At 62.5% G+C, this 12,782-nt stretch carries 11 protein-coding genes; 5 read left to right on the plus strand and 6 right to left on the minus strand.

What is annotated here, in order from left to right; translation table 11 throughout:
• Positions 1–10: 10 nt before the first annotated feature.
• Positions 11–1,924, minus strand: coding sequence for an AAA family ATPase (locus tag ACQKPS_RS03830; protein WP_427602808.1), 1,914 nt, complete (start codon positions 1,922–1,924; stop codon positions 11–13).
• Positions 1,925–2,024: 100 nt separating this feature from the next.
• On the minus strand, positions 2,025–2,924 hold the full coding sequence (locus ACQKPS_RS03835; RefSeq protein ID WP_254485337.1) for a helix-turn-helix domain-containing protein: 900 nt from the start codon (positions 2,922–2,924) through the stop codon (positions 2,025–2,027).
• A gap of 152 nt (positions 2,925–3,076) precedes the next feature.
• Here ACQKPS_RS03835 and ACQKPS_RS03840 point away from each other — a divergent pair, with 152 nt between their 5' ends.
• The 3 genes from ACQKPS_RS03840 to ACQKPS_RS03850 all read left to right on the plus strand — a co-directional run bounded on the left by ACQKPS_RS03840 (position 3,077) and on the right by ACQKPS_RS03850 (position 6,901).
• Positions 3,077–4,435 carry a glutamine synthetase family protein gene (locus ACQKPS_RS03840; protein ID WP_254485336.1) on the plus strand — a complete coding sequence of 453 codons (1,359 nt, stop codon included), beginning with the start codon at positions 3,077–3,079 and terminating at the stop codon, positions 4,433–4,435.
• 67 nt (positions 4,436–4,502) lie between these two features.
• Positions 4,503–5,591, plus strand: coding sequence for a polyamine ABC transporter substrate-binding protein (locus ACQKPS_RS03845; protein ID WP_254485335.1), 1,089 nt, complete (start codon positions 4,503–4,505; stop codon positions 5,589–5,591).
• Between the two features lie 14 nt (positions 5,592–5,605).
• A complete protein-coding gene (locus tag ACQKPS_RS03850; protein ID WP_254485334.1) occupies positions 5,606–6,901 on the plus strand; it encodes an NAD(P)/FAD-dependent oxidoreductase in 1,296 nt (431 codons plus the stop codon).
• Between the two features lie 135 nt (positions 6,902–7,036).
• Here the strand turns inward: ACQKPS_RS03850 and ACQKPS_RS03855 are convergent, their stop codons facing one another.
• On the minus strand, positions 7,037–7,342 hold the full coding sequence (locus tag ACQKPS_RS03855) for a helix-turn-helix domain-containing protein (RefSeq protein WP_254485333.1): 306 nt from the start codon (positions 7,340–7,342) through the stop codon (positions 7,037–7,039).
• A 12-nt stretch (positions 7,343–7,354) separates the two neighbouring features.
• Positions 7,355–7,705, minus strand: coding sequence for a type II toxin-antitoxin system RelE/ParE family toxin (locus ACQKPS_RS03860; RefSeq protein ID WP_427602811.1), 351 nt, complete (start codon positions 7,703–7,705; stop codon positions 7,355–7,357).
• 200 nt (positions 7,706–7,905) lie between these two features.
• Here ACQKPS_RS03860 and ACQKPS_RS03865 point away from each other — a divergent pair, with 200 nt between their 5' ends.
• On the plus strand, positions 7,906–8,583 hold the full coding sequence (locus ACQKPS_RS03865; RefSeq protein WP_254485332.1) for a DUF3313 domain-containing protein: 678 nt from the start codon (positions 7,906–7,908) through the stop codon (positions 8,581–8,583).
• A 110-nt stretch (positions 8,584–8,693) separates the two neighbouring features.
• On the opposite strand, the gene ACQKPS_RS03870 is transcribed toward ACQKPS_RS03865, so the two are convergent.
• Positions 8,694–10,070 carry an L-serine ammonia-lyase gene (locus tag ACQKPS_RS03870; RefSeq protein ID WP_254485331.1) on the minus strand — a complete coding sequence of 459 codons (1,377 nt, stop codon included), beginning with the start codon at positions 10,068–10,070 and terminating at the stop codon, positions 8,694–8,696.
• A gap of 146 nt (positions 10,071–10,216) precedes the next feature.
• On the opposite strand from ACQKPS_RS03870, the gene ACQKPS_RS03875 reads away from it, so the two are divergent.
• Entirely contained in the window at positions 10,217–11,161 is a 945-nt protein-coding gene (locus ACQKPS_RS03875) for a LysR substrate-binding domain-containing protein (protein WP_254485330.1), read from the plus strand.
• Here ACQKPS_RS03875 and ACQKPS_RS03880 read toward each other — a convergent pair.
• On the minus strand, positions 11,150–12,757 hold the full coding sequence (locus tag ACQKPS_RS03880; RefSeq protein WP_427602814.1) for a phosphoethanolamine transferase: 1,608 nt from the start codon (positions 12,755–12,757) through the stop codon (positions 11,150–11,152). The genes ACQKPS_RS03875 and ACQKPS_RS03880 overlap by 12 nt on opposite strands.
• Positions 12,758–12,782: the final 25 nt, after the last annotated feature.

A 12,782-nucleotide genomic window follows, 5' to 3' on the forward strand; every position in this document is an offset into this window, starting at 1 on the left:
CCCCAATCCCTCAACCCCGGACTTGGTCCTTGACCCAGTCCAGCATCCTCCCCGGCACAATCAGCTCATGCCGCGCCCGCGAACAGGCGGTATACAGCCCGGCCAACAGCCGCGCCCGCTCGTTGCGATTGCCCGCCGTGCTCGGTGCCACCATCAGCTCCGGCGACACCATCACCCGGGCGAACTCCATGTTCTTCACATCCCGCACCCGGCCAAGGAACAGCTTTGGCGCCTTGTCCCAGCGGTAACGGCTCTTGGCCTTGGCAAAATGCTCAGGGGTATAGCCCTTGCGCAGCATCCCGGCCACGGCGACAAAGGCCTTGTCGTCGCCCTTGTCCTGCTCCAGCGCTTGCCAGCTGGGGTAACGGAACAACATCGGATGGCGGGCACGGGTGCCATAGCGGAACAGCTCGATGCAATCCTCGACGAACAGTTCGAAGTCCTTGCGCGCGCTTTGCAGCAGCACGAAGGGCACCCCTTGATGGGTCAGGCGCTGGAACCAGCCGAACAGGCCCCACTCGTCATCGACGATCAAGGCGGTTGGCTGCTCAGGCACGGTCACCGTGTCGAAGAAACTCACCCGCGTGTAATGCTCGGCACTGCCGCTGAAGGCCGCCTGGATCGCCGCCGGGTGCGCCTGGATCAACGGGTTGAGCACGCCGTCCATGGCCGGGCCAGCGCGCAGCGAGTGGTCGATGTAACGCTGGCGGATGAAATTGCCATGGTGCGGGCTGAGGCCATTGAGGTTCTGCAGCTCGTCACCCAGGGCAATCACCGACTGCGGACTGCGATCGAGCACCGAGAGCATCGGCGCGGACAGTTCATGGGCTTCGTCGACGATGACGTGGCTATAGCGGCTGTCGATCACCTCGGCAGTCAGCGACAACAGCTTGACCCGGTGATAGTCACGCACTGGCAGCTGGATTTCGCGGGCTGACGGGCGAATCAGCTCCTGCCAATACAGGCGCGCCTTCTCCAGCAGCACTTGCTGGTCCAGCGGCGAGGTACCCGGCCCGGCCCAGGGCAGGTGATGCAGCTGCAACTGGCTGTCGCCGCTGCGGCAGAAGCTGCGCACGGCCTTGACGCACAGGGCCACCACATCGCGCGCAGCGAGCGGGCCGATGTCGGGAATGCCCAGCCAGCGCACCACCTGCGCCTCTTGCGGGCGCCAGGACAGTTTGGTGCGGTACGGGTCGCGCAGGCGCCAGCCGTTGCTGGTGAGGTCGCGGTTGAGAATTTCGTCGGCCAACTGGCCGAAGGTCAGCGCAGTGTAGGCCTGGGCATCCTTGACCCGTGCCTGCAATGCCCGCAGCTGGCCTTCGGTAAGAGCCAGCAGCAGCGTGCGCTGAGGGTCGAGCAGGCGTGCGAACTGGTGGATCAGGAAGGTTTTGCCGGTGCCGGCGAACCCCTGCACGGCGACCGATTCGTCGACACCGCAGACAAACTCGCGCAGCAGGCGGTGCTGTTGGTCACTGAGCATCAGGTCACTGGCCAGTGATGGCAGGTAGACCGGATGCAGTGGCGTCACGCGCTGACGGTAATGTTCGGCGAACTGAAAATTCCACTGGCCTTCTTCATCCAGGAACTCATTGGCCTGGTACTCGGTGTCGGCCGACACCAGGGCGACCCCGTTCTCACCCAGCATGCCCAGCCCCATGGCGAACGCCTCGCGGTCGAAATGCTGCGCCACCTGGCTCTGGAAGCGGCCCGGGGCTGCGCGCTCGACTTCATTGGCGATCCGCACGATTTCGGCGAAGCGGCGTTCCTGGGCGTGCGCCGAGGCGCTGGCCGGTTGGCGTGGCAGGTTCTGCACGAACAGCACGGCGGCAGCTTCCAGCAGGCTGGAGCTCGGGAAGTAGTCGGTGGCGGTAGGTACGCTGGCCAGGCGGTCGGCCTGATCGCTGGGCAAAGGCAGGTAGAACATCGGGACCTCGGGTGGAAACTGCCGGGCACGATAGCAACTTTCCAATGGGAATGCTGGGTTGTCTGTACCGGCCCTTTCGCGGGTACAGGTAACGGAATGCTCAACCTCTCCTCCGCTTGAGTGTTTCGCTCGGAAACTCCTTGAACAACTGCCGGTAACTCTCTGAAAACCTTCCCAAATGCCAGAATGACCAGCGCATCGCCACCTCGGCCACAGTCACCTCCCCGCCGCGCAATAAATCCCGCCGCGCACCGTTGAGGCGGCGCAAGCGCAGCCAGTGCGCCGGTGGCATCCCGGTGAAGGCCTTGAACGCCTGCTGCAGCTGGCGCAGCGACACACCGGCCACCTCGGCCAGCTCGACCAGATTGAGGGTCTCATCCGGGCAATCTGCCGCCCATTCGCTGACCCGCTGCATGATCGCCCGCTCCTCGCCACGCCGCCCCAACGCCCCGCCTTGCAAGCGCTGGCAGGCGTTGTCGAGGATGAACAGGCAGTCTTCGAGCAACTGCTCCGCCAGCGCCTGCCCTTGCAATGGGCAATCGGCCTCGCCCAGGCGGGTCAAGGTGGCACTCAGCCAACTGCCGAACAGCGCATTCTGCCCACTGCCCAGCGGCACCATGAACAACCCTTCGAGGCGTTGCGGGTCCAGGCCATGGCGGGCGAGAAAGGCATGGTCGAACACCACGGCCACTTCCTGGTAGTTCTCCGGGGTGATCCAGATGTTGCGGCTTTGCTCGTTGAGCAGGTACAGGCTGTTCTCACTCTGGTCGAAACAGAACGCCAGCGAACCGCTCGGTGCGCGGAAGAACTGCTCGACGCGAGTGTTGAGCCGCTCCTCGTAAACCTCCACGCCATCGAGCCCCAGACAGCGCAGCTGGCCGCTGAAATGCCCTGGCGACATCTGCCGGTACTGCTGCTGCCAACCGGGGGTGGCGCGCACCTGTTCGGTGACATCCGTGGTGTGGAAAGCCTGGACTTGCAAGGCATTGGGCGTTGTCACGCTTTGTCCTATTTGCACTCTTTTGGTGCATTCTTCGCTGAAGAAAGTGGATAGATGGCTTTGCGGGCCTGCGCTCAAGATAGTCTCCAGCGCGCCACCTGGGAAGTCACCGGCTCCTGCCGCGCACACAAAAACCCAACCAAGAGGTCTGTATGAACGCCCCCTTCGATCAGCTGTCCACCTGGCTGAAAGAACACCGCATCACCGAAGTCGAATGCGTGATCAGCGACCTGACCGGCATCGCCCGCGGCAAGATCGCACCGACCGCCAAGTTCCTTCACGAACGCGGCATGCGCCTGCCAGAAAGCGTGCTGCTGCAGACCGTCACCGGCGATTACGTCGATGACGAGATCTACTACAGCCTGCTCGATGCAGCCGACATCGACATGGTCTGCCGCCCCGACCCGACGGCCGTCTACCAGATCCCGTGGGCCATAGAACCCACCGCCATCGTCATCCACGACACGTTCGACAAGCAGGGCAACCCCATCGAGCTGTCGCCACGCAACGTGCTGAAGAAGGTGCTCAAGCTGTATGCCGACAAAGGATGGCAGCCGATCGTCGCGCCAGAGATGGAGTTCTACCTGACCCAGCGCTGCGAAGACCCGGACTTGCCCCTGCAAGTGCCATTGGGCCGCTCGGGCCGCGCCGAAAGCGGGCGCCAGTCGTTCTCGATCGACGCCGCCAACGAATTCGACCCACTGTTCGAAGACGTCTACGACTGGTGCGAGCTGCAGGGCCTGGACCTGGACACGCTGATCCACGAAGACGGCCCGGCGCAGATGGAGATCAACTTCCGCCATGGTGACGCACTGGACCTGGCCGACCAGATCACCGTGTTCAAGCGCACCATGCGTGAAGCCGCGCTCAAGCACAACGTTACCGCCACCTTCATGGCCAAGCCGATCACCGACGAACCAGGCAGCGCCATGCACCTGCACCAGAGCGTGGTCGACATCGCCACCGGCAAACCGGTGTTCGCCGATGCCGATGGCAGCATGAGCGAACTGTTCCTGCACCACATCGGCGGCCTGCAGAAGTACATCCCCAAGCTGTTGCCGATGTTCGCACCCAACGTCAACTCGTTCCGCCGCTTCCTGCCGGACACCTCGGCACCGGTCAACGTCGAATGGGGCGAGGAAAACCGCACCGCCGGCCTGCGTGTGCCAACGTCCAGCCCCGATGCCATGCGTGTGGAGAACCGCCTGCCGGGCGCCGACGCCAACCCCTACCTGGCGATTGCCGCCAGCCTGCTGTGCGGTTACCTGGGCATGGTCGAAAAGATCGAGCCGAGCGCGCCGGTCCAGGGCCGTGCCTATGAACGGCGCAACCTGCGGCTGCCGATCACCATCGAGGATGCACTGCAGCACATGGAAGACTGCGAAACCGTGCAGCGCTACCTGGGCAAGCAGTTCGTCCAGGGCTACGTCGCGGTCAAACGTGCCGAGCATGAAAACTTCAAGCGCGTCATCAGCTCCTGGGAGCGCGAGTTCCTGCTGCTGAGCGTGTGATTCTCTGCGGAGGGCCAGGCGCCCTCCTTGCACCGCATTCAAAGAACAAGACCAACGAGGTGTCGACATGCGTCATCTGCAAGCCCTGATCCCCGCTACCTTCGCCCTGCTGTTCGGCGCTGCCGCACAGGCCACGCCCAGCGTCAGCGTGTACAACTGGACCGACTACATCGGTGACACGACCCTGGCCGACTTCCAGGCCAGCAGCGGGATCAAGGTGGTCTATGACGTGTTCGACTCCAACGAAACCCTGGAAGGCAAGCTGCTCGCCGGCCGCACCGGCTATGACGTGGTGGTGCCCTCCAACCACTTCCTGGCCCGCCAGGCCCAGGCCGGGGCGTTCCTGCCACTGGACCGCAGCAAGCTGCCGAACTGGCAGCACCTGGACCCGAAGCTGCTCAAGCAGCTCGAGCAGAATGACCCCGGCAACCAGTATGCAGTGCCCTATCTTTGGGGCACCAACGGCATTGGCTATAACGTCGACAAGGTCAAGGCCGCACTGGGCATCGACCATATCGACTCGTGGGCAACGCTGTTCGAGCCAGAGAACCTGAAGAAGCTCAAGCAATGCGGCGTGGCCTTCATGGACTCCCCTGACGAGCTGTTCCCGGCAATGCTCAACTACCTGGGCATGGACCCACGCAGCGAAAAACCGGGCGACTATGCCAAGGCTGAAGCGCGCCTGCTCGAACTGCGCCCATACATCACCTACTTTCACTCCTCCAAGTACGTCTCGGACCTGGCCAACGGTGATGTCTGCGTTGCATTCGGCTATTCCGGCGACGTGTTCCAGGCGGCCAACCGGGCCGTGGAAGCGAAGAACGGAGTCAAGATCGCCTACAGCATTCCAAAGGAAGGCAGCAACCTGTGGTTCGACCTGCTGGCCATCCCCAAGGACGCCCAGAACCCTGAGCAGGCCCTGGCGTTCATCAACTACCTGCTCGACCCGAAAGTGATCGCCAAGGTCAGCGCCACGGTCGGCTACGCCAACGCCAACCCGGATGCCCAGGCCTACATGGACAAGACACTGGTCGACAACCCGGAAATCTACCCACCCCAGGCAGTGCTGGACAAGCTGTACATCTCCAGCACCCCGAGCCCGAAGATCATGCGGGTCATGACCCGCTCCTGGAGCAAGATCAAGTCCAACCGTTGAACCGGGAACGCGCCATGTCTTTCGATACCCAACATACCACGTCGTACTACGCCGCCACGGCGCGCAACGCGGTGCCCTACCCCAGCCTCGACGGCGAACTGACGGCTGATGTGTGCGTAGTCGGCGGCGGACTGACCGGCGTCAACACCGCGCTGGAACTGGCTGAACGCGGGCTTTGCGTGGTGCTGCTGGAGGGCCGGCGCATCGGCTGGGGCGCCAGCGGGCGCAACGGCGGCCAGCTGATTCGCGGCATCGGCCATGATGTCAGCGGCTTTGCCCGCTACGTTGGCCAGGACGGCGTGCGCTACCTGCAACAGGCCGGCATCGAGTCGGTGGCACTGGTCGCTCGCCGCATTGAGCAATACGCGATTGCCTGCGACCTGCGCTGGGGCTTCTGCGAACTGGCCAATACCCCGGCACAGTTCGCCGCCTTCAAGGCGGAACAGGACGACCTGGCCAGCCTGGGCTACCGCCACCAGACCCGCCTGGTCGGGCCCGAGGGCATGCACGAAATCGTCGCCAGCGACCAGTATGCCGGCGGCCTGGTGGACATGGGCTCAGGCCACCTGCACCCGCTCGACCTGGTCCAGGGCGAAGCGCGCGTGGCTCATGGCCTGGGGGTGCGCATCTTCGAGCAGAGCCCGGTGCTGCGCATCGAGCACGGCCCCACCGTGACCGTGCATACGGCACGCGGCAAGGTCCGGGCGCAGAGTTTGGTACTGGGCTGCAATGCCCACCTCGACGACCTGGAGCCACGCCTGAGCGGTAAAGTACTGCCGGCCGGGAGTTACGTGGTGGCCACCGAGCCGCTGCCGGAAGCCGTGGCCAGCAGGCTGATCCCGCAGAACATGGCCCTGTGTGACCAGAAAGTCGGCCTGGACTACTACCGCCTCACTGCCGACCGCCGCCTGCTGTTCGGCGGTGCCTGCCATTATTCCGGCCGCGACCCCAAGGATATCGCGGCCTACATGCGGCCAAAAGTGCTCAAGGTGTTCCCGCAACTGGCCAACGTGCGCATCGATTACCAGTGGGGCGGCATGATCGGCATCACCGCCAACCGCTTCCCGCAAGTGGGACGGTTGAGCCAGCACCCCAACGTCTTCTATGCCCAGGGCTATTCCGGTCATGGGCTGAACGTGACCCACTGGACGGCGAAGCTGCTGGCAGAAGGCATCGCGCTGGGGCAGAGCCAGGGGCTGGATGTGTTCAGCGCGGTGCCGCACCTGACGTTCCCGGGCGGCAAGGCGCTACGCTCGCCGCTGCTGGCGCTGGGGATGTTGTGGTATCGGTTGCGCGAGGCGCTGGGCTAAACGCGAGTCAGGACGAGCTCGTCGCGGGAGTGACCTTCTCGCGACGCAACAAATTAACAAAAAACATTATGTAACCAGGGTAAATCTATGATTTATATAGGTTTACCCTCGGAAATGCGCAATCGAACTAATTACCTAAAGAATCGCTTTTAAACCCTTGATTGCAATGACATTTAGCAGCTTTAGAGCAGGCCCTGCCGGACGTGTCTCGCCCTGCTCCCATTTACGCACCGTCGATGCGCTGGTATGCAGATGCAGTGCGAATACCGGCTGGCTGAAATTCAGTGCCTCGCGAAGCTGGCGAATATCCAGCGCACTGAAATCCCGCACCGGAGCGGGACAGAGCATCTCGAAATCCCGAAGGGTAACCTTGCCAACAGCCCCGGCCTCATGAAGTACGGCTAGATCCTCACGCAACGATTCAACAATTTTGCTGCTCACAGCAAACCTCCATCAAAACACCTGATTGCAAGCACGCGTGAGCGCTACGGGACAAAGCTCCAGGAAAACCCTGCCAGCGAAGCGCAACGCTTTTTGTTCTTCCAGCGTGATATTGGCCTTGTCACTCTTGGCAAACCCGTGCAGAAACACATAACGATTGCCGATTCGGGCAGACAGCAGTGTCCGGTAACCACCTCGCTTGCCAGTACCGTGCCCTGCAACACGCTTCTTGAACAACTCGCCGCCGAGGCTGGCGTCAACCAGCCCTCTGCGCATTTCATTCACCGCCTGGCACAACATCGCATCTGATAGTTTCTGCCCGGCTTGCCAGCGCGCAAAATCCTTGCGCTTGAGAACTTCCATGAGCGGTCTCCAAACCATACCCGTTACGGGCATAGTTTTTCAACAGTAGCCGCGATTGCATAGACGCTCTTTCCGGCCAAATCGTAGGAAAAGTCAACGCCACAACTCGTTACCGAAACGACTTTTCGCCGACCCACTGGCCATCTGCCAAGCACCTGCTAGCGTTGTTCTGGCCGACCCATCATGGATGCAAAACCATCATGAAATCACTGCCCCGCGTTACCCTGTTGTGCGCCGCTTTGCTCGCTGTGGCCGCCTGCTCCAGCAACCGCGTGGACCCCAAGGACTATTCCGGCTTTCTCAAGGATTACAGCCGCCTGCAGGAAGCGAAAAGCCCATCCGGTGCATCGGTGATGCGCTGGATCGACCCCAAGGTCAATATCAACCAGTATTCGCAAGTCTTCATCGAGCCGAGCCAGTTCTACCCCAAGCCGCAGGCGACGGCGGTCATTTCCCAACAGACGCTGAATGAAATCACCCGCTACTTCAACGATGCCCTGCGCCGTGAAATGGGCAGCGTGCTGACCCTGGCCAAGGCACCCGGCCCGGGCACCATTGTGGTACGCCCGGCAATCACTGCGGTGTCAACCAGCAATGAAAGCCTCAAACCCTACGAATTCATCCCGATCGCGCTGATTTCCGCAGGCGTCAATACCGCCATGGGTGGCCGCGACCAGGAAGTGGATGTCGGTGTCGAAGCGGCCTTCCTCGACGGCGGCAACCAGAAGGTACTGGCCCAGGTAGTGCGCAAGGGTACCGGCAAGGAGCTGGAAAACGACAAGACCAAGCTGACCCTGAACGACGTCAAGCCAGTCCTCGACGGCTGGGCCAAGGACATGCGCGCCAGCTTCATCACCCTCAAGAACAAGGGCAAGTAGCGTCAAGGTACCTGTGTACACCACAGACCGAGCGCCGCCCTCGTGGCGCTCGATTTACGCCTCATACCCAATTCAAGGCGGGTACAGGCAACTTGCCGGCGAAACGCCAATCAACACTCGACGAACGCGACCGCCAGGCCGCCACGCGAGGTTTCCTTGTAATTGGCATGCATATCGGCGCCGGTGTCGCGCATGGTGCGGATCACCCGGTCTAGCGAGATGAAATGCTCGCCGTCACCGCGCAGGGCCATCTGCACGGCATTGATCGCCTTTACCGCAGCAATCGCATTGCGCTCGATGCACGGCACCTGGACCAGCCCGCCGACCGGGTCGCAGGTCAGGCCGAGGTTATGCTCCAGGGCGATCTCGGCGGCGTTTTCCAGTTGCGGCGGTGTGGCACCCAGTACCTCGGCCAATCCTGCAGCGGCCATCGAGCAGGCCGAACCGACTTCCCCCTGGCAACCGACTTCAGCGCCGGAGATCGATGCATTCTTCTTGCACAGGATGCCGACGGCGGCGGCGGCCAGCAGAAACGCCACCACATCGTCGTCACAGGCACCTGGGTTGAACTTCATGTAGTAGTGCAACACGGCCGGGATAATGCCCGCGGCGCCATTGGTGGGTGCGGTGACCATGCGCCCGCCAGCGGCGTTTTCTTCGTTGACCGCCAGGGCAAACAGGTTGACCCACTCCATGGCGCTCAGGGTCGAACCGATCACATTGGGCTTCCCGGCCTCTTGCAGGCTGCGGTGCAGTCGTGCGGCACGTCGCTTGACGTTGAGGCCACCGGGCAGGATGCCTTCGTTGCGCAAGCCGTTGTCGACGCAATCGCGCATTGCCGCCCAGATCCGCAGCAGGCCTTCGCGCACCTCGGCTTCCGGGCGCCAGGCGCACTCGTTGGCCATCATCAGTTGCGCCACGCTCAGCTGGTTGGCTTTGCACAGTGCCAGCAGCTCTGCGCCGCTGGAAAATTCGTATGGCAGCTGAACAGCATTGGCTTGCGCCTGGGGCGCGTCGATCTCGCCCTGCTCGACGATGAAACCGCCACCGATGGAATAGTAGGTCTGGTGCAACAGACGGCCCTGCCCGCCCAGGGCCTCGAGGGTCATGGCATTGGGGTGATATGGCAGGCTTTCGTCCAGCAGCAGCAGGTCGCGGGCATACTGGAACATCAGCGGGTGGCTGCCATCGAGCATCAGGCACTGCTCCTCCAGCAACTGCTTGATGCGCGGCTCGATGGTGGCCGGGTCGATACGATCCGGCCATTGTCCCATCAGGCCAAGCAGGCAGGCGCGATCCGTGGCATGGCCTACCCCGGTCGCTGAAAGCGAGCCGTACAGGCGCACTTCGATGCGCTGCACCTGGGCCAGCAAGCCTTTTTCGCGCAATGCCTGGGCAAAGCACGCCGCCGCCCGCATCGGGCCTACGGTATGGGAGCTGGACGGGCCGATGCCAATCTTGAAAAGGTCGAAAACACTGATAGCCATGCTAATGCCTGACCGTGTCGGCGCTGTACTCTGCCGCACGGTTGTCTGAGAAAATTGAGTGGTCCTGCCAATTTGCGCGATACTGCCGCGATCACTGGCCAATGACCAACGAAACTTCCTAAGCAAGGCTTTAGCGTTACTAAACGATGCGACGTCAACTCAATGGCCAGCTGTTCGTCTGGCTGCATGTCTTCTCCTGCGCGGCGCGGCACCTGTCGTTCACCCGATGTGCCGACGAACTGCACATCACTCCCGGTGCTGTCAGCCAGCAGATGCGACAGCTGGAAGAGCGCCTGGGCTACAAGCTGTTCCTGCGCCGGGCACGCGGTGTGGAGCTCAGTGCCGAGGGCCAGCGCCTGGCACAGACGGTCACCGAGGCCTATGGCAGCATCGAGGCCGAACTGTTGCGCCTGGATGCCGGTGAAATCCGCGGCACCTTGCGCCTGCGTTCGATCCCGTCGTTCCTGGCCAAGTGGCTTACTCCTCGATTGCCGCGTTTCCAGCAGCGTTACCCGGACATCGAACTGCGCCTGGTCGCCGAAGACAGCGCCCACGCCTTGCACCCCGGCGACTTCGACCTGGCCATCGACCTCAACGACGGCAGTTACCCGGGCATGCTGTCGACGCCTTTGCTGGACGAGCAGATCTTCCCGGTCTGTTCACCTGCGCTGCTGCGGGGTCGCCCACCGCTGCATGGCCCGGCCGACCTGGCGCATTACCCGCTGCTGCACGATATCACCGCCTGGCGCGGCAGCTCAGAATACGCGGAGTGGGAATTCTACCTGGAGGGCATCGGCGCCGGCGGGCTGGACGTGCGCCGGGGGCATACCTTCAACCGCAACCACCTGACCATCGAAGCGGCGATCGCCGGCGTCGGCGTGGCGATTGCCCGGCGCACGCTGCTCAATGACGAGCTTGAACGCGGCGCCCTGATCGTGCCGTTTGGCCACCCCATCACCAACCACAAGCGCTACATGGTGCACTACCCTCCGGGCGGGCTGAACCAGCCTGGCGCGCGTGCGGTGCATGACTGGCTGGTGGAAGAAGCGCAAGGCTTTCGCGCCTTGCACCCGCTGACGCTACCGGCCTGATGTCTCGACGGCAATGTGCTTGACGTCGAAGTTGAACGACGGCACATAGCCGCTCGCGAGCAGATGCGGGCACTCCGAGGCCTTGTAGTCATCGCTGAGCAGGTCCTGGGTGCTGTCATAGCCGGGCATGGATATCCCGGCCATGTTCAGCAGCGTATGGGGCAGCGAGCCGATGCTGACCTGCTGGTCCTCCCTGGCTTTCAACCTTTCCAGTTTAGCCATCTGCGCTGGCAAGAGGTTGCCGCTGGACCAGACGAACGCCGACGTCGCCAGGTCATACTGATTACCGATGCCATGGCCCAGCAGCTCCCGGCTGTCATCCAGCAGGTTCTCGCCATGGTCCGACGCGTAGACCAGCAGTGCTTTTCTCTCCCCGGTCGCCAGTGTTTGCATGATCGAGTACAGCAGCCAGTCGGTATACAGGACCGAGTTGTCGTAATCGGCCGTGATCCGGTCTTTCTGGCTGCCGCTGGCAGGCTTGAACCGGGCAAAGTCATTCGGGAAGCGCCGGGCGTATTCGAAATGGCTGCCCTTGATGTGGATGAATACTGCTTGGCGGCGGCCGTCGGCCTTGCCCAGCACCTGCTGCAACAGCGGTAGCAGCGCACCGTCATAGCTGCGCTCGAGGTACTGGCGGTATTGAGCTTCTGCGGCGATCTGCGGAATGATCCCGCCAAAGCTGTCGACCTCCTGCGAAGACAGCCAGTACGTGTCATAGCCGGCCGCACGCAAGATCCCGACCAGCGATTTGTTCGATGCAATCAGGTTCCAGTCGCGGATGGGGTACAGGCTGAGCAGCGAAGGCACGGCAACCGATGTGTAAGGCGCGGTGGTGCACATGCGCTTGAACTTGAACAGCCCGGGCTGTTGATCGAGGTGCGGCGTGGTGCTGTTCGGGTAGCCGTACAGTGACCAGTTGTGCGGGCGCGAAGACTCGCCGATGACGAACACCAGCGTCTCGAGGTCGGCCTGGTCGGAGACGCGGGTGATGTTCACCTGCGACGCCATGCGTTGCTCGATATACCCCTTGGACTCTGCATACAAGGCCGCCGTCAGGCCGATCTGCGACAGGTAGCCTACGGGCGTGCTCTGGTCTTTCGCCAACAGGTCGAGCACTGCGCCCTTGCTCAGCGAGTTGAGCGTGACGGTCTTGTAGAAGTAAGCCCCATAGCCCAGCAGCAAGCCGCCGAGCGCCAGCGCAAGCATGGCCTTGCTGCGGTACTGGCGGCGACCGTAGAGCCCGGCCAATCCCACCCCGTAGCACAGTGCGAACAGCGCCAGCGTACCCGTGACGGAGCGCCAGTAGGTGGCGAAAAAATCCGTCGCTTCCTTGTAGTTGGTCAGGGCAATGTACAGGTAGGCCGCCGTCAGGCGCGAACCGAAGTTCAGCACCACGAACAGGTCGATGCTCGCCAGCAGGTAGAACGGCAACAGCAGCAGATGCACCCTGAACGGGTTGGCCGGTATGAAGCGGATTGCCAACAGCCACAACATCGAAATGGCAAAGGTGTATAAAACCAGCAGGTCGATCTTCGCGCATTGGCAATCTGCCAACAGCCTGGCGAACTGCGGCGAAAACAGAAAGACCCAGAGCACCAGCGAGGGCCACTCGGCTTTCAAT

The organism is Pseudomonas sp. NPDC086566, from assembly GCF_050280885.1.
Lineage (GTDB): Bacteria > Pseudomonadota > Gammaproteobacteria > Pseudomonadales > Pseudomonadaceae > Aquipseudomonas > Aquipseudomonas vlassakiae.